Source organism: Variovorax sp. 01T439_2, assembly GCF_056398445.1.
Genome location: NZ_JBFTPJ010000023.1, coordinates 1 through 24777, shown reverse-complemented (window position 1 = coordinate 24777; position 24777 = coordinate 1). Strand labels below are relative to the sequence as shown.

At 69.6% G+C, this 24777-nt stretch carries 24 protein-coding genes and 1 pseudogene; 7 read left to right on the top strand and 18 right to left on the bottom strand.

The window, feature by feature from the left end; all coding sequences use genetic code 11:
• The 7 genes from AC1DOC_RS02195 to AC1DOC_RS02165 form a co-directional block, all read right to left on the bottom strand.
• The coding region (locus tag AC1DOC_RS02195) for a class I SAM-dependent rRNA methyltransferase (RefSeq protein WP_478129347.1) at nt 1-1122 on the bottom strand (1122 nt) is incomplete at its 3' end.
• The gene (locus tag AC1DOC_RS02190; protein WP_478129346.1) at nt 1123-2139 is read right to left on the bottom strand and encodes a tyrosine recombinase XerC; all 1017 of its coding nucleotides are present in this window, start codon (nt 2137-2139) and stop codon (nt 1123-1125) included.
• Nucleotides 2123-2719, bottom strand: a complete 597-nt coding sequence (locus AC1DOC_RS02185) for a YdcF family protein (protein WP_027730782.1) — start codon at nt 2717-2719, stop codon at nt 2123-2125. Before AC1DOC_RS02185 ends, AC1DOC_RS02190 begins: the two co-directional genes overlap by 17 nt.
• Nucleotides 2720-2757: 38 nt before the next feature.
• Complete coding sequence (locus tag AC1DOC_RS02180) at nt 2758-3456, bottom strand: DUF484 family protein (protein WP_012746050.1); 699 nt, start codon at nt 3454-3456, stop codon at nt 2758-2760.
• Nucleotides 3453-4337 carry a diaminopimelate epimerase gene (gene dapF, locus AC1DOC_RS02175; protein ID WP_027730781.1) on the bottom strand — a complete coding sequence of 295 codons (885 nt, stop codon included), beginning with the start codon at nt 4335-4337 and terminating at the stop codon, nt 3453-3455. The genes AC1DOC_RS02180 and dapF overlap by 4 nt, the downstream gene beginning before the upstream one ends.
• A gap of 7 nt (nt 4338-4344) precedes the next feature.
• Nucleotides 4345-5004: a DsbA family protein gene (locus tag AC1DOC_RS02170; protein WP_478129345.1), complete on the bottom strand. Its 660-nt coding sequence runs from the start codon at nt 5002-5004 to the stop codon at nt 4345-4347.
• A 23-nt stretch (nt 5005-5027) separates the two neighbouring features.
• The gene (locus AC1DOC_RS02165) at nt 5028-5405 is read right to left on the bottom strand and encodes an I78 family peptidase inhibitor (protein ID WP_244883411.1); all 378 of its coding nucleotides are present in this window, start codon (nt 5403-5405) and stop codon (nt 5028-5030) included.
• 61 nt (nt 5406-5466) lie between these two features.
• Here AC1DOC_RS02165 and AC1DOC_RS02160 point away from each other — a divergent pair, with 61 nt between their 5' ends.
• A complete protein-coding gene (locus AC1DOC_RS02160; protein ID WP_062363161.1) occupies nt 5467-6405 on the top strand; it encodes a LysR family transcriptional regulator in 939 nt (312 codons plus the stop codon).
• Here AC1DOC_RS02160 and AC1DOC_RS02155 read toward each other — a convergent pair.
• The gene (locus AC1DOC_RS02155; RefSeq protein WP_478129344.1) at nt 6368-8503 is read right to left on the bottom strand and encodes an alpha/beta hydrolase domain-containing protein; all 2136 of its coding nucleotides are present in this window, start codon (nt 8501-8503) and stop codon (nt 6368-6370) included. The genes AC1DOC_RS02160 and AC1DOC_RS02155 overlap by 38 nt on opposite strands.
• Before the next feature lie 440 nt (nt 8504-8943).
• Between AC1DOC_RS02155 and AC1DOC_RS02150 the strand changes: the two genes are divergently transcribed.
• Nucleotides 8944-9093, top strand: a complete 150-nt coding sequence (locus AC1DOC_RS02150; protein WP_412510422.1) for a hypothetical protein — start codon at nt 8944-8946, stop codon at nt 9091-9093.
• Between the two features lie 325 nt (nt 9094-9418).
• On the opposite strand, the gene AC1DOC_RS02145 is transcribed toward AC1DOC_RS02150, so the two are convergent.
• Both AC1DOC_RS02145 and AC1DOC_RS02140 read right to left on the bottom strand, forming a co-directional pair.
• Nucleotides 9419-9778, bottom strand: coding sequence for a hypothetical protein (locus tag AC1DOC_RS02145; protein WP_478129343.1), 360 nt, complete (start codon nt 9776-9778; stop codon nt 9419-9421).
• 63 nt (nt 9779-9841) lie between these two features.
• Nucleotides 9842-10537: a TSUP family transporter gene (locus tag AC1DOC_RS02140; protein ID WP_478129342.1), complete on the bottom strand. Its 696-nt coding sequence runs from the start codon at nt 10535-10537 to the stop codon at nt 9842-9844.
• A gap of 610 nt (nt 10538-11147) precedes the next feature.
• Between AC1DOC_RS02140 and AC1DOC_RS02135 the strand changes: the two genes are divergently transcribed.
• Nucleotides 11148-11903, top strand: coding sequence for an alpha/beta hydrolase (locus AC1DOC_RS02135; RefSeq protein ID WP_436299547.1), 756 nt, complete (start codon nt 11148-11150; stop codon nt 11901-11903).
• Nucleotides 11904-11925: 22 nt separating this feature from the next.
• Here the strand turns inward: AC1DOC_RS02135 and AC1DOC_RS02130 are convergent, their stop codons facing one another.
• The 5 genes and pseudogenes from AC1DOC_RS02130 to AC1DOC_RS02110 form a co-directional block, all read right to left on the bottom strand.
• Entirely contained in the window at nt 11926-14292 is a 2367-nt protein-coding gene (locus tag AC1DOC_RS02130) for a phosphocholine-specific phospholipase C (protein ID WP_478129341.1), read from the bottom strand.
• A 44-nt stretch (nt 14293-14336) separates the two neighbouring features.
• Nucleotides 14337-14567 (bottom strand): hypothetical protein, encoded by a 231-nt coding sequence (locus AC1DOC_RS02125; RefSeq protein ID WP_478129340.1) that lies wholly within the window; start codon nt 14565-14567, stop codon nt 14337-14339.
• Between the two features lie 208 nt (nt 14568-14775).
• On the bottom strand, nt 14776-15519 hold the full coding sequence (locus AC1DOC_RS02120) for a hypothetical protein (protein ID WP_436299545.1): 744 nt from the start codon (nt 15517-15519) through the stop codon (nt 14776-14778).
• A 54-nt stretch (nt 15520-15573) separates the two neighbouring features.
• Nucleotides 15574-15858, bottom strand: a complete 285-nt coding sequence (locus tag AC1DOC_RS02115; RefSeq protein ID WP_018903656.1) for a hypothetical protein — start codon at nt 15856-15858, stop codon at nt 15574-15576.
• A gap of 120 nt (nt 15859-15978) precedes the next feature.
• Nucleotides 15979-17182 (bottom strand): annotated as a pseudogene (locus AC1DOC_RS02110) (amidohydrolase family protein).
• A 138-nt stretch (nt 17183-17320) separates the two neighbouring features.
• Here AC1DOC_RS02110 and AC1DOC_RS02105 point away from each other — a divergent pair.
• Complete coding sequence (locus AC1DOC_RS02105; RefSeq protein WP_436299544.1) at nt 17321-18241, top strand: DMT family transporter; 921 nt, start codon at nt 17321-17323, stop codon at nt 18239-18241.
• 21 nt (nt 18242-18262) lie between these two features.
• On the opposite strand, the gene AC1DOC_RS02100 is transcribed toward AC1DOC_RS02105, so the two are convergent.
• Nucleotides 18263-19306: a Bug family tripartite tricarboxylate transporter substrate binding protein gene (locus tag AC1DOC_RS02100; protein WP_436299543.1), complete on the bottom strand. Its 1044-nt coding sequence runs from the start codon at nt 19304-19306 to the stop codon at nt 18263-18265.
• A gap of 119 nt (nt 19307-19425) precedes the next feature.
• Here AC1DOC_RS02100 and AC1DOC_RS02095 point away from each other — a divergent pair, with 119 nt between their 5' ends.
• The 3 genes from AC1DOC_RS02095 to AC1DOC_RS02085 are packed head-to-tail and all read left to right on the top strand — an operon-like array spanning nt 19426 to nt 22416.
• Entirely contained in the window at nt 19426-21099 is a 1674-nt protein-coding gene (locus tag AC1DOC_RS02095) for an MBL fold metallo-hydrolase (RefSeq protein WP_436299542.1), read from the top strand.
• Complete coding sequence (locus AC1DOC_RS02090) at nt 21096-21809, top strand: RNA pseudouridine synthase (protein WP_278877819.1); 714 nt, start codon at nt 21096-21098, stop codon at nt 21807-21809. The genes AC1DOC_RS02095 and AC1DOC_RS02090 overlap by 4 nt, the downstream gene beginning before the upstream one ends.
• A 58-nt stretch (nt 21810-21867) precedes the next feature.
• The gene (locus tag AC1DOC_RS02085) at nt 21868-22416 is read left to right on the top strand and encodes a hypothetical protein (protein WP_027729866.1); all 549 of its coding nucleotides are present in this window, start codon (nt 21868-21870) and stop codon (nt 22414-22416) included.
• 10 nt (nt 22417-22426) lie between these two features.
• Here the strand turns inward: AC1DOC_RS02085 and AC1DOC_RS02080 are convergent, their stop codons facing one another.
• Complete coding sequence (locus AC1DOC_RS02080; RefSeq protein WP_027729865.1) at nt 22427-23641, bottom strand: multidrug effflux MFS transporter; 1215 nt, start codon at nt 23639-23641, stop codon at nt 22427-22429.
• Between the two features lie 2 nt (nt 23642-23643).
• A partial coding sequence (locus AC1DOC_RS02075) for a TolC family protein (RefSeq protein WP_478129339.1) occupies nt 23644-24777 on the bottom strand: 1134 nt, incomplete at its 5' end.

The following is a 24777-nucleotide window of genomic DNA, read 5'->3' as shown; positions in this document are numbered from 1 at the left end:
GATGTAGCCGTCCACTTGCGCGTCGATGCCCGCCGAAGCCACGATCTTGTGAAAAAGATCGGCGCTGATGCCGCCCGAGCACGAAAAAGTCAGCAGCACGCCGCCGGGCTCCAGCAGCTTGAGCGCGAGGCGGTTGATGTCCTTGTAGGCGCGGGCGGCGCGCTCGGCGTGGGCCGCCGTGGGCGCGAACTTGGGCGGATCGAGCACGATGGCGTCGAATGTTCGGCCCTGCTCGATGAATTCGCGCAGCACGGTGTTGACGTTAGCGTCCAGGAATTCCGTCTTCAGGCCCGAACCCTCGGCGCCGAAGCCGTTCAGCGCCAGGTGCGCGCGCGCCCGCTCGAGCGCCGGCTGCGACGAATCGACCGACACCAGCTCGGCGCCCTCCACCGCGCCGGCCGCGCGCAGGCCTGCGAGCGCGGCCACCGTGAAGCCGCCGGTGTAGCAAAAGCAGTTGAGCACGCGCCGGAAGCGCCGATGCTGCGCGAACTCGGCAAAGCGCTGGCGGCTGTCGCGCTGGTCGAGGTAGAAGCCGGTCTTGTGGCCGGTGGCGATATCGAGCGAAAGCTTCCAGCCGTGCTCGCGGATCGTGATCTCGGTGGCGCCCTCCCCGCGCAGCCAGCCGGTGACCGGCTTGAGGCCTTCGCGCTCGCGGCCGCTGGCATCGGAGCGTTCGTAGAGCTTGTGCAGGCCGGTTGCCGCGAGCAGCGCATCGGCAATCGCGGCCTTCCAGCGCTCGACGCCGGCCGACAGGAACTGCGCGACCAGCGTATCGCCGTAGCGGTCGACGATCAGGCCCGGCAGCCCATCGGCCTCGCCGTGGACCAGCCGGACACCGTCGCTCTGCAGGTCGAAAAGCGTCCTGGCCGCCACCGCGCGGGCGCACACCGAGGCCAGGAAGGCGGCATCGATGCGCTGCGTTTCGACAAAGCTCCAGGCCCGCGCGCGGATCTTCGAAACCGGGCTGAAGGCGGCCCAGGCCAGGAAGGCGCCGTCATGGGATTCGACGCGCACCGTCTCGCCCGAATCGGCACCGCCGCGTGCGATGGCGGATTCGAAGATCCAGGGATGGCGGCGCTGCAGCGAGCGCTCCTTGCCGGGCTTGAGGCGGAGGGTTTTCATTTATTTGGTTGGCTTGTTGTCGTCGTTCTTCGGCTTGGCGCGTGTGCCCTCGGGGCGCGCCTGCGCGCGCGGATGTGCCGCGTCATACACCTTGGCCAGGTGCTGGAAGTCCAGCCGCGTATAGACCTGCGTGGTGGCGATGTTCGCGTGGCCCAGCAGTTCCTGCACCGCGCGCAGGTCGCTGCTCGACTGCAGCACATGGCTTGCGAACGAGTGCCGCAGCATGTGCGGATGCACGGGCGCCGCAAGGCCGGCCTTGAGGCTGCGCTCGCGCAGCAGCTTCCACACGGCCTGCGAGGACATGCGCACGCCCTTGGCGCTGATGAAGAGCGCCGCCGCGCCCGCCGGGTCGCGCAGCGCGGCCGTCGACAGCGCCGCGCAATCGCCGCGCACCGCGAACCAGTCGCGCAGCGCCTCGGCCGCCTTGCTGCCGATCGGCACGATGCGCCGCTTGCTGCCCTTGCCGAGCACGTTGGCTTCCAGCGCGTCGAGATCGACCCAGCCGCGGGCGGTGCTGCTGGCGCGCGCATCGAGGCCGGTGAGCTCGCTCACGCGCAGGCCGCAGCCGTAGAGCACCTCGACGATGGCGCCGTCGCGCGCCTCGGTCCAGGGGTCGGCCTCGGGGTCGTAGAGTTCGGCGAGCCGCACCGCGTCGTCGACCGCCAGCGCCTTGGGCAGCGGCCGCGCGGCCTTGGGCGCATGCACGTCCTTCACGGGGTTGAAGCCCACCAGCCCCTCGTTGCCGAGCCAGYGGTAGAAGCTGCGCCAGCACGAGAGCACCAGCGCAATGCCGCGCGGCTCGCGTCCCGCGCCGTGCAGCTGCGCCATCCAGCGCCGGATGTGCGCGGTCTGCACGCGGTCGAGCGGGAGCCCGGCCTCGGCGGCGTTGGCCGCGAGCGCCTGCAGGTGGATGGCGTAGAGCTCGACCGTGCGCACCGCCAGCCGGCGCTCGACGCGCACATGCTCCAGGTACTTGTCGACCCAGCCGGTCCCCGCCGTCTCAGTGGAGGTAGCCATTGAACGCATTGTTCACGACAGCCAGAGGCTCGCGCAACGCACCCTTGAAGACCATGCCCCAGCGGCGCCAGCAGCGCGTGCTCGCTGCCGCGTACTGCACGTCGAAGTCCTTGTCGAAACCGCTGGCCCGCGCGAGGCGCTCCACGCGCCACAGGTGGTAGGGCTCCGACACCACGATCACGCCATGGATGCCGGCCGCCTTCAGCAGCGGACGCGACATCGCAAGATTCAGGCGCGTCGAGGTCGATGCCGGCTCCAGCAGCAGCGGCCCGGCGTAGCCCTGGGCGCGCGCATGCCGCTGCATCACCTCGGCCTCGATGCGGCCGTCTTCCTTGTCGACGCCGCCCGACAGCACGAGCTGCTTCGCGAGGCCCGCATCGGCCAGCGCGATGGCGGCATCGACCCGGCCCGTCAGGCAGGGATTGGGCTTGCCATCGAGGAAGGCGCGGTTGCCCAGGACCAGCGCGGCGTCGGCCGGCCGCCCGGGCGGGTTGGCCAGCGCCTCGGCCGCGCGCCGCCAGATGACGGCGGCAATGACGAGGTAGGCCAGCAGTCCGGCCAGCAGCACCGTCCACAGCACGGGCCACGCAGTGGCCCGCCAGGACCGGCGCTGCCCGCTCAAGGCCGCAGCCGCGACAGCGCGCCCGACGCCAGGTCGGCGATGCGTTCGAGGAAGTCGGTGCCCATTTCGGCGTTGAAGCGCTGCGCGTCCGGCGAGGCCAGCACCAGCAGGCCGAAGGCCGGCGACTCGGCATCGGGCCGCAGCGGGATCAGCGCGATCGACATCGCGCCGGCCGGCTCGGGCAGCCAGTTGGCCGCCTCGAAGCCCGAGTTGAGCCCGCAGTAGGGCGAGGTCAGCGAGGTGGCCAGCGCCTTCACGTCGTCGCTCACCCACTGGGCATAAGCCTCGTTGAGGTAGTCGGCGCTGCAGTCCCACACCTTGATGGCGGTCTGCGGCACCAGGAACAGCGACTGCAGGTCGACCGCGATGCGGTAGGGCAGGCTGCGCGGATCGCGCGTGGTGAGCAGGCCGCTGGTCCAGCGCTGCAGCCGGTCGGCGATGACCACGTTCTCGGTGCCGTGGCGCACCATGTCCATCAGGCGATGCTCCAGCGCCTTGATCTTCTCGCGCAGCATCTCGGCCTGGCGCTCCTGCAGGCTCACGGCGCGGTTGCCGTGCGGGCTGGTGAGCTGCACCTGCGCCAGCAGCTGTGCGTGCCGCTCGAAGAAGTCGGGCGTGTTCGCCAGGTAGTTGGCGATGTCGTCTTCGGTGATCGGGTTCATGGCGTCGTCTTTGTTGTTTCTGAAGTGGGTCATGGCAGCTCGGGCACCTCGATGTCTCCCTCGAAAACCGTGGTGGCCGGGCCGGTCATGAGCACCGGATGGCCCTCGCCTTCCCAGCCGATCGTGAGCACGCCGCCATGCGTCTGCACGTCGACCCGGCGCTCCAGCAGGCCGAGCCGGATGCCCGCCACCACCGCCGCGCAGGCGCCGGTGCCGCAGGCCAGCGTTTCGCCGGCGCCGCGCTCGAACACGCGCAGCCTGATGTGCGAGCGGTCGACCACCTGCATGAAGCCTGCGTTCACGCGCTGCGCAAAGCGCGGGTGGTGCTCGATCAGCGGGCCCTGCCGGGCCACGGGCGCGGTGTCGACGTTGTCGACCACCTGCACCGCATGCGGATTGCCCATCGACAGCACCGCGACCGACACGATGGCCGAGTCGGCATGCGTGCCGAGGGCCAGGTGCCAGGTGTGCCACGACCCCGTGGGCTGCGGATCGAGGCCGGCGGTGTCGAAGGGCACGCGCGCGGGCTCGAAGATGGGCGGCCCCATGTCGACCGTGACGCGGCCGTCCTCGCCCATGCGCGGCTCGATGATGCCGGCCAGCGTTTCGACGCGCACCGTGTCCTTGTCGGTCAGGTGGTGCTCGCGCACGAAGCGCATGAAGCAGCGCGCGCCGTTGCCGCACTGCTCCACCTCGCCGCCGTCGGCGTTGTGGATCACGTACTGGAAATCGACTCCCTCGGCCGCGCCCTTGGAGGGCGGGCGCACCGTGAGGATCTGGTCGGCGCCGACGCCGAAATGGCGGTCGGCCAGGAAGCGGTACTGCGCGGCCGTGAGGCCCAGCGTGCCGCGCGTTTCGTCCAGCACGACGAAATCGTTGCCGGCACCCTGCATCTTGGTAAAGCGGATTCGCATCGGGCGATTATCCGCCCGTGGCTTGGCGGCGCCTGTCGAGCGCCCGGTCCAGAAAGGCCAGGCGGTCCTGGCCCCAGAAGCGCTCGCCGTCGAGCACGAAGGTCGGCGCGCCGAACACGCCGGCCTGGATGGCGTCGGCGCTGTTGGCGCGGTAGATCGCCAAGGTCTCGGGCGCCTGCTCCAGTGCCTGCAGCGCCGCGCCGTCGTAGCCGTTTTCCTCGGCCACCGCGATGCRCACCGCGGCTTCGGAGGTGTCGCGTTCCTCGGCCCACAGCGCGCGCAGCAGCGCATGCGAGAGCGGCTGGGCATCGAGCCCCTGCAGTTGCGCGGCAATCACCATCCAGCCCGGGTACTTGTTCCAGTTCGGATCGACCGGCGCACCCTTGGGGTAGTACGCGGGCTCCAGGTTGAGCGGCATGCCGAGGTAGTCGCGCCAGCGCGCCAGTTCGAGCGCGTGGTAGCTGCGGCGCGGTTCGGGCCGCGTCTTCAGCGGAATGCCGCCGGTCTGCGGCACCACGGCCTGGAAGTCGTAGGGCTTGAGCGTGAGCCGCACATGGTGGCGCCGCACGATGTCCTGCAGCTGCGGCCCGCCCAGGTAGGCCCAGGGCGAGGAAAGGCTGTAGTAGCAGTCGAGCGCGATGGCGGTGGGGGTCGGAGGGGTGGTCATCGCGGAATTATTGATAACTTCCTTCAGCCGCAGCGCGCGGCGGTGATGCGGCCCTGCGGATCGACGTCGACATTGAGCCGCCCCGGATCGGCAGGCACCGGCAGCGGCGCGCCGACGGCCGAGGTGCGCGCCGATTTGGAACCGGTGCGCGTGCGCATCTGCTCCAGCAGCAGCGGATCGAGCGCCTGGCCGAGCGCGTAGCGCGCCTGCGCGGCCTGGCATGTTTCTTCGCTGGGCACGGTCACGAAGGTGGGCGGCGGCGGCGCCTCGGAGGTGAGCGGGCGGAATTCGGGCTGTGTCTGGCAGCCCGCGATAAACATCGACGCGGCGCAAACGGCGGCCGCCAGGATGCCGCGGGTACGAGGGAAAAAAATGAAACCGGATGGAGGGAGGATGGGCATGGTGTGGTGTCTTCCTTCTTTCAATGGATCGTAGCGTCGCCAGTGGTCAAATCCACCGGCCATGATCAATCTGAACCGTTTCGATCTCACTTCCCTGCGGCTTTTTGTCGCGGTCGTCGATGGTGGAAGCCTGACGGCGGGCGCGGATCGATTCGGCGTCTCGCTTCCGGCGGCGAGCAAGCGCATCACCGATCTCGAGCAGCACTGCGGCATGGCGCTGCTGCAGCGCGGCCAGCGCGGCGTGACCGCCACGCCCGAGGGGCAGACCCTGCACCGGCACGCGATCGAGGTGATCGCACGCCTGGAACAGCTGGTGCAGGCGGTCGACGATCTTCAATCGGGGGCCACCGGCCACCTGCGGCTGTGCGCCAATCCTTCCGCTTTCGGCGGCTTCCTGCCCAGCGTGCTGGCCGCGTACGCCCGCCGCTATCCGCAGGTACTGATCGACATGGAAGATGCCCTGAGCGAAGACGGCATCCGCGCCGTGCAGAAAGGCACGGCGGAACTGGCCGTCATCGGCGACAACGTGCCGCACGAAGGCCTGGAGACTCTCGTCTGCAATGTCGACCAGCTGGTGCTGCTGGTGCCGGCGGGCCATGCGCTGGACGGCCGGCAGAACGCCTGCCTCGCGGACGTGCTCGACCACGACCTGGTCACGCTGGCACGCAGCGCATCGCTCACGCGCAAGGTGATGGCGGCGGCCGACGCGGCCAAGCGCACGCCGCGCATCCGAGTGCAGGTGCGCAGCTTCGATTCGATGTGCCGCATGGTCTCGTTCGGGCTTGGCCTGGCGATCCTGCCGCGCGCGGCGGCGGCGCTCTATGCCCAGGCCCTCGGCCTGGTGCAGGTCGGCCTTGAAGGCATCGAGATGGAACGCGTGCTGCTGCTGGCCATGCGCAGCCGCGCGGAACTCTCGACGCCGGCGGCTGCCCTGGTGGACATGATCGAAAGCGCGGCGCCCTTCAGCGCAGCACGGCACTCTCCGAGGCCTGGCGAATGAGACGGTCGCGGTCCGCGGACAGAAGAAAGCCCTCGGCGAAGGCCTTTGCGACGGCGGCCCGCACTGCGGCGACGTAGCCCTCGTGGCTGCCGTAGCGCTCCTCGAGCGACAGGCGCGGGTCGCCGCTTGCGGCCCGCTCGGCGCGCGTGCGGGCGAACGGCACATAGCCGCCCACGTAGTTGCACACCTGGCCGCGGTGGAAGCCCTCGGCAGTGATGTTGAACCCCAGGTAGGTACCCAGCGGCGCCATCACCAGCACCGTGGGAACGCCGTCGATCTCGTTGCCGTCGGCATCGACCTTCGGCACCTTCATCGGGATCACTTTCCTGATGATCGGCGGCACGTTGGTGGGCACGCCGGACGCTTCCGAATGACTGAATTGCGGCCCCCAGTCGTAGTCGAACACCGGAAACGCAAAGTTCTGCGGCAGGAAGATCGAATCCGGAATGCCGGGCACGCCGCCCGGAAAGCCCATCGCCTTCATGTTGGCGTCGACCAGCGTCTTGGCCGCGAGCGTGGGCCACCGGCTGGGCGGCGGCGGCGTGCCGTTCAGCACCCAGTCGCGCATGGCCAGGCGCAGCACGTTGGTGATCTCCGTGTGCGGCACCGGGTTGGCCGCCAGCGTGCCGCGGCCGAAGCTGTTGCCGGGACAGGTGGGGCCGGTGGCGGCCGCGGGCATGTGCGCGAAGCCGCCCGCGCCGCCGCCATGGTGGCTGCTCGGCACGTAGTAGCGCCGCACGTTGCGCGGCAGCGGAATGTCCGCGTCGCCGGCCGTGCCGATCCACTCGGGCGTGAGTTTCAGCGCGTACACCTCGGCCGATCCGAAATGCTCGATCACCTTCGGGCAGGTGTCGTTGGCATCGCAGCGCGAGAAGATGCTGCCGGTCGGCTGATTGCGCACCGGGTCCGGCCAGTCCACCCACCACTGCGGACCTTCGCTGCCCTGCTGGTAGAGCTCCAGCACGCCATCCGGCTGGGCCCAGCGCGAGTTGGCGGCCACGCGGCGGCCCGCGATGATCGGCCAGGCCCCGTCGTAGACCTTGCGATTGCGCTCGTCCTGGTTCAGGCCCATGAAGATGAACTGCCGCACCATGTTCCCGGACTGCGACACGCCTCGCACGGCCGTGCCCTTGATGGAACTGGCCACCGGATTGCGCGTGCCGAAGTCGTCGGCCGCCTCGTGGCGAAAGAAGGCGCCGACGTCGCGGAACGCCGCCATGCCCACGCCCAGGATGTAGGCGTTGTGCGCGGGGTACACCACCTGGTAGAGCAGCTTGGAATCGAAGCCGTTGCGCAGGCAGATGTGCACCGGCAGGTTGCCGGGCGCATGGGCTGGGTTGTTGTCGATCGGCGTGCCGGGAAACGGATTGCCCGCATCGCACTTGGCAAAGGCCCAGTCGCCCGCCGCGATGGCGGGCCCTTCGGTGACAACGCCATCGACCGTTTCCTTGGTGTGCGTCTTCAGCGTTGCCTTGGCCGTGTCCAGCGTGGCCGGAAGGTAGGGCACGGGGTTGGTCTGCACGATCAGCGGCTGGGAGCCCGCGCCGCCCTGGTTGATGATCCGCGCGAACACCTGGCCCGTGACGGCCAGCCCATCGACCTTGGCGATGGGCACGGCCACCCAGTGATTCGTGCCCTCGGCCTGGTTGGCGGGAACGCCCGTGTTGCCAGCGTTGTCCGCCTGCCAGCCGCTGCGCAGGCCGACGTCGCCCAGCTCGCGTTCCTCGACGGCGAGCGTGCCGGCACCGCCGCGGTTGGGCACGTCATGCCAGAGGAAGCCGCTCGCGCGGTTCATGTCGACCGGCTTCGCCAGGTTGAACGTGGTTTCGTAGCGCACCTTGCCGTCGGCGTCTGCGCCCAGCTTGATGTCGGTGATGACGCTGTTGTGCGGATCATCCGGGTCGAGCTCGCCGAAGGCGCGGCCGCGAATCTGCTCATATGGAATCGACTGGCCCGCGAGCGGCGCGASGCTGTCGATCACGATGCGGGTGACGCGTGCCTCGGCCGGCGCGGCAACAATGACGATTGCCGCCGTGGCCATCGCCGCCGCGAGCCAGTGCAGGCGCGGCTGGCGCCCTATCGGGCTTCTGGGATGCATGTTGTCTCCTGTCTTTTTTGTGCGGATCCGACGGCGCCGGCGCTGTGCATCCTCACGATTCGAGGGCATGACGGCAATTCGCGTCTGGTTTAGCCGGTCTTAACCGATGGTTAAGGAGGCTTCCTGCGGGACTGTTCTGCCCAAAAAAGAACCCGCCGAAGCGGGTTGAGGGGTAGCCAAAAAAACCTTCATTGAAGGGTTCAGGGAGAACAGAGTCAAGACTCTTCGAATGGATGGCTACCGGGGCGGAATCTAGCAGAGCGGCTGTCCACCGAGTGCCGATACGCGACTCGCGCCACACGGCGCCGTGCATTCGTTCACGCTTTGGGCGGATGCGTTTGCGATGACTACTTTGGGCAGCTTCCTGGCCTGCAACAGCGGCTTACATAATCTCCCGACAAAACGGCCCCCCAGCTTCTGAGGGCGGCCAGGGAGCTTTCATGTCAATGTTCGATCGTGCGAGCTCGCTCGCCCGCGCCCGTAGGTCGCCCGCGTCCATGAGAAGGCGCGTGATCCTGCCCATCATCAAGCGCAGTTCCTTCGGCGGCACGTACTGGCAGCAGACGGGCGATCCCAAGGACGACAAGTGATGGACCAGCCAGTCGATGGAACACCGTTCGCGTTGGCGGTGAGGCAGTTGGGACGAAGGCCGGATCAAGCCGGCGCATCCGCGTCGCGGCGGCTCACCGTCTGGTGCCGAACGGGCTGCGGAGAGGCCGCGGAATGCGGCCCGCTCGGTTGGTGGCCATGCTGCAGCCAGCAATGCTGGGCGGCGTGGAAGGAATCCGAGGAGAACGCAGCGGCTCGCCCGAGCGGCACCCCAAGATGACGCGCGTCGCTCGCGCCCCAGCCTACCGCATCAGAGTTCGTCGCAATGGCAGCTGACAGGCTCACCATCAAGCCATAGCCGCGAGCTCAGGGATCGTTGGCTTCCGATGCGGCAGCACCCGCTTCGGCGGCGCTCGCAACCGCGTCGCAGGCGGCCCTCAATGCGGCCGCAACCTCTTGCGGCCCGCGGCGCAGTTCGGTGATGTCGCGCTCTCCAACGCAGTAGCCGTCGAGGCGCACGTAGATGCGCCTGAAGTCGCCGCCGAGTGCGCGCGCCACGTCGAGCAGGCAGTCGGCGAGCGTCGAGAAGCCGCCGTTGCTGTAGGAGCTGGGCGGGATCACGCCCTTCGAACGCGGCGCGCGAACGGAATAGGCGTACGACSCAGCCTCTTTCCGCAGCTCCACCACGGGCTGCAGGCCGCATTGAACGTCCCTTGCGCTTCTCATATGGCCGGAGTGTAAGTGCCCCCTAGGCCGGCAACCACGTGCATGCGAGCGCAGTGGGGGCTCTCACATCCTGCCCGCAAGCCACTGATGGACGGGGTGCCCCGGAGCCAGCATCAGCTTGAAGGCAATGGCCCAGCAAACCCCGTGAAAGAGGTAGATGGAAAGCGACCCCAGGATCGACGCGAGGTTGAGCAGCTTGGTGTGCGCGGTGGCCCGTACCACGCCCCAGCCCAGCAGCAGGACGAACGCGATCATGAAGAAGGAGCCGGTGCCCGGACCGAAGGCCCCGTCGTAGAACCCGATCACGACCGCGGCAGTCGCGCAGAAGGCCGCCATCGAAATTCTCTGCCCGGCGTCCTCGTCGGTCATCTTGGGCGACAGGGCGAAATACAGCGCCATGGCAATCAGGAGAAAGGGCAAACCGGTCTTCACCACCTGCTGCGGGACCGAACTGACCGCCAGCGCGCCAAGGACCGAGCCCACGCAAGCCAAGAGGGCCGCGGGCCAGATCCGCCTCCACTCGATCAGGCCTGCGCGCCCGAAGCTCGTGGTCGCGGAGACCGCCCCCAGGGTCGCTTGCAGCTTGCTCGTTGCGATGGCCGAGACTGGGTCGAGCCCCGCGATCACCAGCGCGGGCACGGTCACCAATCCGCCGCCACCTGCGATGGCGTCGAAGGCCCCCGCAATGAATGCAACGCCGGCAAGGATGCACAGGATGGCAAGCGAATGGTCGCCTGCCAGGAAGCTGATCATGTCCATAAGGCAGGGACCGGATGGGCGGACTCCATCGCCCGGATCGGCCGCGCGATTTCTTCTCCACGCGGCTCGCGCTGGACACTCATCGATCGGCTCCCTGTTGACTCAGAAGCCCGGGGCCATTGCGATCGAATGCCGGGCGGAGGCCCAGTATCTTGTGCCGCGCTCCTGCGTCCAAGCCCGCAGTCCCGCCCACTGGGAATGGACGCTTCTTTCTTCTGTCTCTTCAGTATTGGGACAGATACGACTTTTTCGTTTTCCATCTACCCCGAAGAGCGCCGCACCCACGGCTTCCCGTGGCATCCTGAAAAAGTCCGCATCGGGCCGGCGCGCTTTTTCCTGGCGCCACGCCCTGATGCGTCTCTTCAGGCCACCAGCTTCAAGGAAAACTCCGATGCAGCTTGGGCAAAGGATGCGTGCGTTCGTATGGGTCGGAAGCTGGGCGCTCGCGCTCGGAATGTGGAGTTGCGGCGGAGGGGGTGGAGGCGGCGGTGGCGGCGCCTTCGTGCCGGTCGCGCCGGTGGCCACCGCCACGCCGCCTGCGCCCGATGCGCCGGCAGCGCCAGCACCAGCACCAGCACCAGCACCAGCACCAGCACCAGCACCAACACCGGTGCCCGAGCCCAACGCGACGCCCGCCGAATCGCCGCCCGCCACCAGCCGCGTCGTCTCCGACACCATCACCTCGGCCAAGACAGGCGCAAGCTACGCGCTAGAGATCTACCTGCCAGCCTCCTACGACGGCAGTTCGAGGGCTTATCCGGTCATCTATGCAATGGACGCCGACGGGGTCTTCAATCCGCCCGACACGCGGTTTTCGGACCTCAGGAACATCCTCGAGCAGCGCCGCACCGAAGCGATCCTGGTCGGCATCGGCGGCACGGCCCGCCGCGAGCAGGACTACACAATGCCCGGCGCCGTGGCCTACCACGACTTCCTCGCGCTCGAACTGGTGCCGTTCATCGAGTCGAAGTACCGCGCCAATGCAACGAAGCGCCTGCTGACCGGCCTCTCGCTGAGCGGGAGCATGGCCGGCATTGCGCTGTTCCTCGAAGGCGCGGCGGGCAGCCTGGTGTTCTCGGACTTCCTGGCGTTCGAAGCCGCGTTCGACTTCCAGACAGCCGAGTACGAAGACCTCGAGCAGCGAATGCACGATGCGCTGGGCGACCGGCCGCTGCCTGCAACGCTGGTCCTCACGCGCTGCGACAACCGGGACGAGTGCAATTTCGAGCCGGTGGGCCGGATGCATGCGCGGCTCGTGGCGCGCGGCTACCCGGGCCTGTCGATCACCGAGACCACCTACTCGACGACGCACACCCAGACCGACATCCCGTCGTTCGCGGATGCGATCGCCAGGCTGCTGCCCTAGCGGCAAGCAGCCCCTTGCCAGCTCAGAAGCGGTCCTGCAGCCCCATGGCCGGATCGCTCACCGAATGCCGGCCGGTTTCGATGCGGCCGGCCAGGCGCCGGTAGAAGGAAGGATCGGCATCGCAGGTCACGACGAAGTCGTACCACTGGCCGCTCGCGTCCAGGCTCCAGCGCATGCCGGTCTCGCCGCCGCCCTTGACGCGGATGCTCCACGAGCCGTCGGGGTTGTGGCCGTAGGTGCCGTTGTCGCCATTGCCGTGCCCATCGCTGCCATGGCCGTTGTTGCCGTTGCGGTCCCTGCCGCCGGCCTGGTAGCCGTCGGGGCGCGGGTAGGCCTTGTTGGGCTGCACGGTGAAGCGGCAATCGCGCCGGCCGTCGTTGCGCAACTGCAGGTAGAGGTCGCCGCGGCGCGCGTCGTAGCCCACGCGGATCTCGGGCGCGGGCGCGCTGCCGGCGCGCAGCCGGTTCAGGTCGCCCTTGAACTGGCGGTGAAAGCCGTTGGGGCCGAGCACCCACAGGTCGTACAGGCCGGCGTCGTCGGCCATGGCGTTCCAGTGGCCGTCGAGCTGCTTGCCGGGCTCGACCACGTAGCGGCGCGGCAGGCGGTCGGACAGGTGCAGCTTGTCGTAGACGTGGAACACGGCGGCGGCGCGGCCGCTGTTGGCGAACAGCAGCTGGACGCGGCCGTTGAGCGCATCGCTGCGCGCGCTGGTGTGCAGCTCGTAGGGCAGCGCGCGCGAAGGGCGCACGCCGGTGGCCTGCACCGGCAGCTCGGCGTCGGCCGCCGGCACGATCTTGGGCAGCGCCTCTTGCGCGGCGGTCAGCGCATCGGCCTCGGCCTTGGTCTTGCGGCCGGGCAGCACGGGCAGCGGCTCGTCGTTGGGGCGCTCGAAGTTGAAGGCACTCGTGAGGTCGCTGCAGACGGCACGGCGGTACTTGCTGATCTGCGGCTCGGCCACGCCGAAGCACTTCTCCAGGAACATGAGCGTGGAGGTGTGGTCGCAGACCTGCGAGTTGACCCAGCCGCCGCGGCTCCAGGGCGAGACCACCCACATCGGCACGCGCGGGCCGGGGCCGTAGGGGCGGCCGTCCATGGCGGGCTGCTTGGGCGTGGCCGGCGTGTAGTTGTGGTACTCGACGGCCGTGTCGGCCTCGGCCAGCGTGGTGGCGCCGGCCAGCGAACCGTCGGGGTTGCGGGACGGCACCGCGGGCGACGGCAGGTGGTCGAAGAAACCGTCGTTCTCGTCGAAGTTGATGAGCAGCACGGTCTTGCTCCAGACCTCGGGATTGGAGGTCAGCGCGTCCAGCACTTCCTGCACGTACCAGCCGCCCTTGGCCGGGCTCGAGGGACCGGGGTGCTCGCTGTAGGCCGACGGCGAGATGATCCACGACACCGCGGGCAGGGTGCCGTTGCGGATGTCCTCGCGGAAGGTTTCGAGAAAGCCCTGCGGCATGGTGTTGCCGAAGCCCTTGGCCAGCGGGCTGAGCGCATCGTCGATGGCCGGGTCGTAGAACGGGCCGGCGGCGGTCACCGGCTGCGTGATGTCGGTCGCGGGARCGTACACGGGCCGGCGCGCCGCCGGCATCTGCTCGATGGCGGTGCGCCAGTGGCGAAAGCTCATCATCTCGTTGCAGCCGAAGTTGTCGATCAGGCTCTGGTAGACCTTCCACTTCACGCCGGCCTTCTCGAGCCGGTCGGCATAGGTGGTCCAGGTCCAGCCTTCGGTGGAAGCGCCGATGTCGTTGCCGGCATTGAACTGGTTGTTGAGCACCGCGAGCTGCACCTGGCTGCCGTCGGCGGGGCTGATGCCGTTGGGGCCATTGGTGCCGCTCCAGTAGAACAGCCGGTTCGCGATGGTGCCGGTGTGCATGCCGCAGTGGTAGTGGTCGCACAGCGTGAAGGCCTCGGCCAGCGCGCGCTGGAACGGCACCTCGGCGGTGTCGTAGTAGCCCATCGACAGCAGGTTCTTGATGTCGGGCCACTTGAACATGCGGCCGTGGTCCCACGCGGCCTGCGAGTCGGACCAGCCGTGCGGCGTGCTGCCCGCGCGCTGCGCGTTGCCCTTGCTCTCGTCGAGCCGGTAGGGCGTGTAGGTGCTGGGCGGCGTGGTCTTGGTGTAGGTCTGGTGGAAGATGGTCTTGCCGTTGGGCGCGGGCACGGCAAAGCGGTCGCCGTAGCCGCGCACGCCCTTGAAGGTGCCGAAATAGCTGTCGAAGGAACGGTTCTCCTGCATCAGCAGCACGACGTGCTTGACGTCCTTGATGGTGCCGGTCTCGTGGTGCGCGGGAATGGCCAGTGCGCGGCGGATGCTGGGCGGAAAGGTGGCCAGCGTGGCGGCGGCAATGCCGGAGCCGGTGGCGGACTGGAGGAACTTGCGGCGTGTGGTCATGGGGGTTTGTTCTTGGTCGTGGGAATGCCGGGACGCGGGTGGCGTCAGGGCGCGTAGCTCACGCTGGGCTCGCTGCCCGCGCCGGACGAGGCTGCATCGGTCTTGCCGGCCGTGCCTSCATTGGGCTGGTCGGAGGCGAGCGCCTTGCCCGAAGCGGCGGCGCCTCCGCTGAAGCCACTGCTGCCGCCTCCGCCATCACCGCCGCCGCAGGCGGTCAATGCAAGGGCCAGTACCGACAGTGCGAGCGGCGCGCGCAGGATGAATCGTGGATGCATGGATGAAGACACTCCTTTTTTCTCGAGGCGGTGGGATGGCCTCCAGCGTAAGAAAGAGCTGTGACATCGCGATGTAGCGGCGATGACGGCGCAGTCTCTGCGCTCGGCGCCTGCATCGTCTACAAGGAAAACCCGCCGAATCCAAACGTTCTACAGCCCGTGCGAAGGACTACGAAAAACTGCAGCCGGGCCCGCGCTCGCGCGATGCTCAGCCGCGGTGCCAGCGGCCGGACTCGGGGCAGAGGCTCGCCGGCTCGCCGTTGACGCGGACCTGCTCTTCATCGAGCTGCGAGGCGGTCGGCGCATCGACATCGAAGGCAATGCGAAGCGCGCGCCCGACATGCGCATCCTCGATCGGAAGCTCCCAGCTCAGGAACACCTGGGTGCAGTCGCGCCCGGGCGCGAAGCGGGCCGCGTCGAAGCCGCTGCGGCCGCGCTCGACAACGGCGTGCGGCTGCCCGGTGTCGAACACCAGGACCGCGCCGCGGGCGAGCGGAATCCGGTGGCCCGTCAACGGAAAGTGCACATCCAGCTGCCTGTCTTCGCTGAGGAACAGATTGCAGAAGGCCGCGCCGCCGTACTGCGCGCCGTCATGGTGGTAGCGGGCGCCGCGGCAGGCCATGAGGGCGACTTCGCTGGAGGCAAGCAGCGCTTCGGGCCAACCGATGGTGCGCGTCCAGTCGGACATGGCCTGCACGCAGCGCCGGTAGTCCGGCCAGCGCGCACGCGCGCGCGCCAGCGGCAAGGGCTCGACGTTGCCGGGTTCGAGCGCCAGGCGCGAGGAAACCTCGCGCTCCCAATCCGCGACCAGGCGCGCGGGAGGCACGGGCACATCGACCCTGCCCGACAGCACCACATCGCTCACGCTGCGGCTGCGCATGGCATCGCCGCTCAGGAAGTAGGAAACGAGGCGGTCTTCTCGCACGCGATGCGGTGGAGGGGAAAGGCTCATCCGCAGCAGTGTAGTGAGGCGGGTTGCGCATGCCCGCCTTCGCCGCGGGCGGCATCAGGGCCTGAGCGTGGGCTCCCGCTTCGCATGGGCCAGCGCGGCGAGCAGGCCCAGGCCCGCCATGGCCGCGGCCCCCCAAGCCACCGCGGGGCTGCACAGCATGCGGGCCAGCGGCGAGCGTTGTCCGCTGCCCGTTGCTATGCCCGTGGCGGCCTGCTCGAGCGGCGTGAGCGGCCGCGCGGTGTTCGGGTTTTCTTCGCCCTGGAGCACGGCCTGGGAAATTTCCAGCGGCGTCAGTTGATCGGCAACGGGTCCGGACAGCAATTTGTCGTTGGCGCGCATGGAAAGCCTTTCGTTCGAGGATGGGGTTGGCCGCGAAGACTCTCCCGGCGCCGGCCCGGCGCCCTACAGCCGGCAGCGGACTTTCGCGTAGGCCGAGGGCGCACACACACGGCGGCGCGGCTACAAGGACGCCACCTCGGTCTGCAGCACGCCGTTGCGCGCCACGACACGGCCGCCCGCCACCACCAGCCTGCGCACCGGCCGCGCGACCACGGCCTCGGCCACTGTCTGCGCATCGACCAGCACCAGGTCGGCGCGGCAACCGGCGTCCAGGCCATAGGCCTCGAAGCCGCAGCCGCGCGCGCCGGCGTGGGTGACGGTGTCGAGCGCCACGGCGAGCTCGTCGTCGCGAGCGCAGGTTGTAGCGCATGCCGATCAGCATCGCGCGCTCCAGCATGTCGGGGTTGCCGTAGGGCGACCAGGTGTCGCGGATGCCGTCGTTGCCGCCGAGCACCGTCACGCCGGCCTTGCAGCAGGCCATGAGCGGCGGCACGCTGCGCGATGGCGGCGCGCTGGTGACCAGCACCACGCCGAGCCTGGCCATGCGCGCGAGCAATGCGTCGCGCTCGCGCTCGGCCAGGTCGCCCAGGCAAAAGCCGTGGCTCACCGCGACCTTGCCCTGCATGCCCAGCGCCTCGGTGCGCTGCAGGATCAGCTCGAGCGAGAACGCGCCCATGGCGCCGGGCTCGTGCAGATGGATGTCGAGCGGGCGCTGGTGCCTGTCGGCAATGCCGAAGAGCACATCGAGCGAGCGCACCGGGTCGCCGTCGATCGCGCAGGGGTCGAGGCCGCCGAGCACATCCGCGCCCTGCGCAAGCGCCTGGCCCAGCAGTTCGGCCGTGCCCGGCCGGCCCAGCAGGCCCGACTGCGGAAACGCGACGACCTGGATCTGCAGCACCTCCGAGAGCGTCTGCCGCGTGCGCAGCGTGCCTTCGAGATGGCGCAGGCCCGCCTGTGTGTCCACATCGACATGCGTGCGCAGCCGCGTGGTGCCGCGCGCGAGAAAGGCCTTGGCCAGCACCAGCGACTGCGCGGCCGCGTCATGCCCGCTCGCATGCCGGAAGGCGCGCTCGTTCTCGATCTTGTCGATGAGGTTGGTGCCGACCTCGTTGCGGTACCAGTCCATGCCCCACAGCGTCTTGTCGAGGTGGGTGTGGCCTTCGACCAGGCCCGGCAGCAGCAAGGCGCCTCCGCCCTCCTCGACCGTTGCATCGGTGGGCGCGGACAGCGCGGCGCCGGCTTTCGCGATGCGGCCATCGCGCACCAGCACATCGGCGGGGGAAGCGCCCATGGGGCGCACATTGCGGATCAGGAGCGAGGGCATGGAAAGTCGGTCGATCGTTGAATGCGTGGGGATCAGGGCCGTGCGCAGCGTACCCAGATTCGGGCCCGCGGTCATCACGCGCACGTTTCGTTGCAGGCCGAAGTGTCCGTCCCGCGAACTCTCGATGATCGGCGCACCATGCCAACGACCCCGCTCGCCGCCGCCGCCAAGCCCGCGCCCCGCATCGCCTTCGAATGGATGCTGCTCGCGGTGCTCGCCACCTGCTGGGGCGCCTCCTACACCTTCATCAAGATCGGCGTGCAGACGCTGCCGCCCGTGACGCTGATCGCGGCGCGCACGCTGATCGCCGGCCTGCTGCTGCTCGCGCTGCTGCGCCTGCGCGGCGTGCGGCTGCCGCGGGAGCCCGCGATGTGGCGCCGCTTCGCGCTGCAGGCCTGCCTCAACAGCGTGCTGCCGTTCACGCTCATCGCGTGGGCCGAGCGCAGCGTGGATGCCGGGCTCGCCACCATCCTCAACTCGACCTCGCCGATCTTCATCTTCCTGCTGGGCCTGGGCGTGGGCGGTGCGGAGAAGCCGACGCTGCGCCGGCTCTTCGGCGTGGCGGCGGGCCTCGCGGGCATCTGCATGATCGTCGGGGTCGAGGCGCTGCACGGGCTCGGGCATTCGCTGCTCGCCCAACTGGGACTGGTGGCGGCAGCCGTCTGCTACGGCTGCGCGGCCATGTTCGGCCGCGTGTTCAAGGGACTCGATCCGATGGTGCCCGCCGCGGGCTCGCTGCTCTGCGGCGCGGCGATGCTGCTGCCCGCGAGCCTCGCGATCGACCGGCCGTGGACGCTCGCGCCATCGGCCGCGTCGATGATTGCCGTGCTGGCGCTCGCGGTGCTCTCCACGGCCCTCGCCTTCACGATCTACTTCCGGCTCATCAAGACCTTGGGGCCGATGTCGACGGCCGCGCAGGCCTACCTGCGCGTGCCCATCGGCGTGATGATCGGCGTGGTGTTCCTGGGCGAAGCGCTCTCGCCCACCGCGTGGGCAGGGCTCGCGTGCATCGCGGCGGGCGTGGTCGCGATGACGGTGCCCGCGCGCGGGGGCCCTTGAGCCCGCAGCCGCGGCGCCCCCTCAATCGATGCTGATGTTCGCAGCCCTGGCCACCTCGGCCCACTTCACGCGGTTGTCGTGCACCGTCTTCTTGAACTGCGCGGGCGATTCGATGCGCACGGTGTTGCCCTGGCTTTCGAAGCGCTCGCGGATCTCGGGCTGCTCGAGCACCGCCTTCACGGCGGCRTTGAGCTTGTCGACGATCTGCGCGTCGGTGCCCTTGGGCGCGAAGATGCCGAACCAGATCGAGCTGTCGAAGCCCTTGGTGCCCGGAAGGCCGCTGGAGGCGATGGTCGGCACCTCCTTGACCGCGGCCACCGGCGCGGCGGTGGTCACGCCCAGGAGGCGCACCTTGCCGGCCTTGTAGTGCGGCAGCACCGTCTGCACCTGGTTCATGATGCAGCAGGTCTCGCCGCGCACCACGGAGGTGATGGCCTCGGGCCCGCCCTTGTACGGCACGTGCACCATGTTCAATCCGAGGCGCGAATTGAACTCGGCAAAGGCCATGTGCGTGCCGGCGCCGTTGCCTGTAGACGCATAGTTGTACTTTCCGGGGTTGGCCTTGACGAGATCGACGAACTCCTTCAAGGTCCTGGCGTTGATCACCTCCGGGTTGATGGTGAGCACGTTCGAGACGTCGAGCACCGGCGCCACCGGCACGAAGTCGGCCTCCACGTCGAACGGCAGCTTCTTGTAGAGCGCGGCGTTGCTGCCATGCGTGGCGGCGGTGCCGAACGAAAGCGTGTAGCCGTCGGGCTTGGCATGGGCCACGTACTCGCTCGCGATGTTGCCGGCCGCGCCCGACTTGTAGTCGATGATCACGGGCTTTCCGAGCTGCCGCGCGAGCGGCTCCTGGATGGCGCGGGCCACCACGTCGACGCCCGAGCCGGCCGGAAAACCCATGATCAGCGTGACCGGCTGCTGCGGCCAGTCGCCCTGCGCAAAGGCAGCGGACGATGCGGCCGCGCCCAGGGCGGCGCCTGCCAGCAGCAAGGCCGGGCGCAGGCGCCGCGCGAAGAACGACGACGAGAACCTGAGGTGGCGAGTGAAGGGAGAATGGATCATGAATGTCTTTCCTCGATGCGGGCGGTGCAGCCCGGGATTGTGGCGCGCGGTTCATGCCCGATCCGGTATGAGCTTATGCGGCACGCAACCGCACCGAGCGATCTCTCCATAATCGCCGCATGGTCCGTCCCACCCAACAACTCCACCCCGCACGCGAGCCCGCGCCCGTGCGCGCGGCAGCCACCGTGCTGCTGCTGCGCGATTCAGAGGCCGGCATCGAAGTGCTGATGACGCGCCGCTCCGGCACTGCAAGCTTCGCGCCAGGCGCCTATGTGTTCCCCGGCGGGCAGATCGATGCCGCCGACGAAGCCGCCGCGCACATCGCCGCACGGCGGTCCACCCAGAGCAGCCTGCAGCTCACGCAGGCGATCGCGGCGATCCGCGAAGGCTTCGAGGAGCTTGGCGTGCTGCTCGCGCAGCATGCCGACGGCCGGCCCGTGAGCGCGCAGGACATCGCATCGATGGACCGCAGCACCGCGTCGCCCGTGTCCTTTGCCGAGCAATGCGCCGCGCGCGGGCTGGTGCTTGCCTGCGACCAGGTGTTCAGCCTCGCGCACTGGATCACCGACCGCGACCTGCCCAAGCGCTTCGACGTGCCTTTCCTGGTGGCGCGCATGCCCGAGGGCCAGGTGCCCACGGCCGACGAGAGCGAGCAGTTCGAGCCCTGCTGGGTGCGGCCGGCCGATGCGCTGGCGCGCCATGCGGCGGGCAGCTTCTTCATGATCTTTCCGACCGTGCGCACCCTGCAGCGGCTCGCGGCCTATGCCAGCGTGGACGCGGTGCTGCAGGCCTGCGCTCCCCAGGGCGGCGCCGAGCAGCCGCTGTGGACCAGCTGCCCGCGCGCGGGCCTGCTGCGCGGCCAGGACGCGCGCTACATGGAAAGCGATTCGCCGTACGGCGAGCTCGCGCTGGTGTGTCCCGACGGGCAGCTGCTGCATGCGCTCGACTGGCAGAGCGAGCGCGCCGTGCCGCTGATCAGGAACGTGCAGCGCCTGACCGCGCCCAACCCCGGCGCCATGACCGGCCCGGGCACCAACAGCTACATCGTGGGCGATGCGGCCACGGGCTACCTCGTGATCGACCCGGGCCCGAACGACGCGGCCCACATCGACCGGCTGTGGCGCGCCACCGAAGGAAACATCCGCATGATCGTGTGCACCCATTCGCATGCCGACCATTCGCCCGGCGCGGCGCCGCTGCAGGCGCTGTGCAAGCAGAAGCCGCCGATCCTCGGGCTGTCTTCGGCGCCCACCGCGCGTTCGTCGGCGCGCTTTGCCGCGGAGCGCGAACTGCGCGACGGCGAGCGCCTGGTGCTCAGCGGCACCACGGCCGAAGGCGAACCTGTCAGCCACACGCTGCGCGCCATCCACACGCCGGGCCACGCCGCCAACCACCTGTGCCTGGTGCTCGAGGAAGACGGGCTCCTGTTCTCCGGCGACCACATCCTGAACGGCAGCACCACGGTGGTCGATCCGCCCGACGGCGACATGAACGCGTACCTCGATTCGCTCGACAAGCTCGATGCGGCCTGCGAGGCCGGCGGCATCGATTTCATCCTGCCCGCGCACGGCCATGTCATCGGCAGCGCACGCAGCGCCATCGCGCAGCTGAAGGCGCACCGCCTGAAGCGCGAAGCCAAGATCGCCGCGGCCATGCAGAGGCTGCCCCAGGGCACGCCGGACGACTGGCTGCCGCTGGCCTACGACGACGTGCCCGAGCGCATGTGGCCGGTGGCCGCCCGGTCGCTGGCCGCGCACGTGGCGCGCATCCGGCAACGGGCCTCCGCGCCATGAGCCGCGCTTCCGAAGAAGAAGGCATCCGCCTGGCCAAGCGCGTGGCCGCCATCGCGGGCTGCTCGCGGCGCGAGGCCGAGCTGCTGATCGAGAACGGCGCGGTGCGTGTCGACGGCGTGCCGGCGCTGCTGCCGCAGTCGCGCGTGCACGATCGTCAGAAGGTCGAGATCGAGCCCGGCGCCAAGCCGGAGCCGGTGGTGCCCGTCACCCTGCTGCTGCACAAGCCGGCCGGCATGGCCACTGACACCGCGCACCGGCTGCTGGTGGCCGCCAATCATCACGAGCCCGAGCGCGCGGGCATGCGCTTCCTGCCCGCGCACGCCAAGGCGCAGCGCTGCATGACGCCGCTCGAAACCGGCGCCAGCGGCCTCGTGGTCTACACGCAGGAATGGCGCATCGAGCGCAAGCTGCAAGAGGACGCGGGCGTGCTCGAACACGAGGTGATGGTCGACGTGGCCGGCAAGCTCAGCCCCGAGCAGCTCGTGCGCTTCGAGCGGTCGCCCGCGCGCGTGAGCATCGGCCGCCAGGCCGACGAGCAGACCGGCCTGCGCTTTGCGCTCAAGGGCGCGCGGCCCGGGCAGATCGCGCACCTGTGCGACGAAGCCGGCCTGCGCATCCTGGCCATGCGGCGCATCCGCATCGGCCGCGTGCCGCTGGCGGGGCTGGAGCCCGGCCAGTGGCGCTATCTTTCGCCGCACGAACGCTTTTGACATCGAAGAAGAGGCACGCAAGAGGCCCGAAGAGGAATCGACGACAGGAGACCCATCCATGAAGTTCGGAACCCGGACCGCCGCACTCGCCTGCACCGCCCCTTTGGCGCTGGCAGGCTGCAGCTATCTCGCGCCATTGCTGCCCTCGTACGCGCCGCCGCCACCGCCGGCACCGCCGCCGGTCGTGTCGCCCAGCGGGCTCGCGCCGATCACCGAGGAGCAAGTGGAACGCATCCGCGAAGCCATCGTGACCAGGCCGCCCACGCCGGCCGTGGCCAAGGTGGTGCAAAGCGCGGCGCCCACCATCGAATCCTTCGTGCGGACCGAGGGCTGCATCACCGCGCGCAACGGCGCCGTGCTCAGCCCGTTCGCGGCGCCGGGCCGGCTGTTCGACGGCACCGGCTTCCAGGGCGGGCCGATGGCCGATATGCAGTACCACGACAAGACCGCCTGCGTGACGGTCAAGCGCATCCAGAACTGGAAGATGGTGTCGCCGAAGCGGCTGCGCTTCGAAGTGGTGTACGTGGGCGACGACGGCGAGGAGCGCTCGGTCCGGCGGCATGAGCTGACGCGCCAGCCCAGGGGCGGCTGGCTCTTCACGCGCTGACGCGCGCAGGCTACGCAGCCGCCTCCGCCCTCTTCTGCGCGCGCAGCGCCACCGCGAATGAGGCCTGCGCCACGATGCTGGCACCGGCCAGCACCAGCGCCGCCGCCATCGCGGGGTTGCGGTGCCCCAGTCCCGCCAGCGCGGTGCATGCGGCGCCCACCGCCATCTGCGTGGCGCCATAGAGCCCTGAAGCCGAGCCGATCACGAGCGGATTGACGCCGATGGCGCGCGTGAGCGCGGCCGGCGAAGCCATGCCCGCGCCCACGGTGTAGAGGAACATCGCCGCCACGATGAGCGGCACCGACAGCCGCTGCGCGAGCGCTGCGCCCAGCAGAACGAAGGCCGCGGCGCAGCTCAGCAGGTTGGCGCGCGTCATGAACCGGTCGAGGTTCGCGTGCACGATCAGGCGGCTGGTGAGAAAGCTGCCAAGCCACACGCCCGACACCAATATCGCAAGGTAGATGCCGGCCTCGTGCGCAGGGCGATGCAGCTGGTCGACGAAGATGAAAGGTGCCGACGCGATGAAGGCATACATCGACGTGGTGGCGCAGCCGCCGCCGATCGAAAAGCCAAGGAACGCGGGCGACGCGAGCAGCAAGCGGTAGTTGCGTGCCAACACCCGGCCTTCGACGCGCATGCCCGGCATGCCGGTCTCGGGCAGCAGCCTCCATGCGAACACGAGACCCGTGAGGCCGAGCGCGAACAGTGCATGGAAGATCGAGCGCCAGCCGAAGGCGCTGGCCAGCGCGCCGCCGAGCAGCGGTGCAATGCTCGGGCCGACGGTGACCATGAGGTTCATGAGTGCGAGGCGCTTCGTGGCTTCCTGCGGCTCGGCGGTGTCGCGCACCATGCTGCGCCCCAGCACCAGCCCCGCGCAGCCGCCCATGGCCTGGAACAGCCGCGCGGCGATGAGCGCATGGACATCGGGTGCGAGCGCCGCAGCAAGCCCCGCGGCCGAATAGAGCGCAAGCCCGCACAGCAGCACCGGGCGGCGGCCGTAGCGGTCGGCCAGCGGGCCGTAGGCGAGCTGCCCCACGGCCAGGCCGAGGATGTAGAGGCTCACGGTCATCTGCATCGCGCCCATGCCGGCGCCCAGGCCCTGCGCAGCAACGGGCAGCGCGGGCACGAAGATGTGCATGGCGAGCGTGCCGCTGAAGGTGACGAGCGCCAGCAGCCACAGCGGCGCATGCCGGCGCGGCGTGGAGGAAAGTGCGGCAGCGGCCATGGTCAGCGAGCCTTGACGGAGGTGGACGCGGGCGCGGCTTCGTTGGCCGCAAGGCCGGTGCCATCGTCCGGCTCCCAGCCGCCGCCGAGCGCCATGAACAGCACCACCTGGTCGTCGGCCAGTTGCGCCTCGCTGGCCGCGAGCGCCGCGTCGCTCGCGGCCAGCGAGCGTTCGGCATCGAGCGCGTCGAGGTACGCGGTGCGGCCGCCCTGGTAGAGCTGGCGCGCCTGCGCGGCCACCTTGGCGCTTTCGTCGCGCGAAGCCTGCAGCGCGGCGCGGCGGTCGAGCTCGCGCGCATAGGTGCCGAGCGCGGTCTCGGTTTCGCGCAATGCGGTCAGCACGGTGCCGTCGAACTTCGCGAGCGCGGCGCGCGTGCCGGCCTCGGCCTGGGCGATGCGGGCCTGCGCGATGCCGGTGTTGGGGAGGGTCCAGGAGATCAGCGGGCCCATGCTCCAGCCAATGGTGTCCTTGCGGCCGAAATCGCTGGCCGGCCCGGCCGACGAGGCCGAGAGCCCCAGCGTCACCTTCGGATAGAGATCGGCCGTGGCCACGCCGATGCGTGCGGTGGAGGCCGCCAGGCTGCGCTCGGCCTGGCGGATGTCCGGGCGGCGCCGCAGCAGAGCCGCGCCATCGCCCACCGGCAGCGTGCCGGCCACGCGTGGGGGCACGGTGCAGCCGGCCACCTCGCGCGGGAAGTCCTGCGGCAGGGCGCCGGTCAGCGTGGTCAGGCGGTAGAGCGCGCCCTGGCGCTCGGCCTGCAGCGGCGGCAGCGCGGCATTCAGCTGCTCCAGCTGCGCACGCGCGCGGTTGGCGTCGATGGCACCGGCGCGGCCCGCGCGCTGCAGGCGCTCGGTGACGTTCAGCGCGTCCTGCTGCAGCGCGACGGATTTCTGCGCGATCTGCAGGCGCAGCCCGGTCGAGCAGGCCTGCGCGTAGGCGCGCGCGGTGCCCGCGGCCACGTTCACGCGCACGAGGTCGAGCGCGGCCGCGGCGGCCTCGGTGTTGGCGCCCGCGGCTTCGATGCTGCGGCGTATCTGGCCGAACAGGTCGACCTGGTAGGACAGGGAGGCAGCCGCGCTGTAGTTGAAGCGGCTCGGCGGCTCATAGCCCTTCTGCAGCATCGACAGGCCCGACGC